The sequence below is a fragment of the Ralstonia sp. SET104 genome (assembly GCF_003851545.1).
In the GTDB taxonomy this organism is placed as follows: Bacteria; Pseudomonadota; Gammaproteobacteria; order Burkholderiales; family Burkholderiaceae; genus Ralstonia.
In genome coordinates this window covers 1-214 of the sequence record NZ_BHVX01000057.1, presented here as the reverse complement: position 1 = coordinate 214, position 214 = coordinate 1, and the positions used below count along the sequence as shown (strand labels likewise).

The 214-nt window shown below is 66.8% G+C and carries 1 protein-coding gene; it reads left to right on the top strand.

Annotated elements, in window-relative coordinates:
* A partial coding sequence (locus PSUB009319_RS23385) for a DUF3489 domain-containing protein (RefSeq protein WP_260393130.1) occupies window positions 1-214 on the top strand: 214 nt, incomplete at both ends.

Genomic DNA, 214 nt, shown 5'->3' with positions numbered 1-214 from the left:
CCTGCAAAGAGCCGCAGGGGTCTCAAGGCAGCGCAAACCAAGGCCCTCTCCTCCGGCCGCAGCCGGACCGCCAAGCCCCCGCCCGCACAGGCTGCAACAGTTGAGGCGGTGGAGGCTCCCGCCACCAAGCAGGCTCAGTTGATCGCGCTGCTTAAACAGGCATCGGGCGCCAGCTTGGCTGATCTGATGAGCGCCACCGGATGGCAAGCCCACT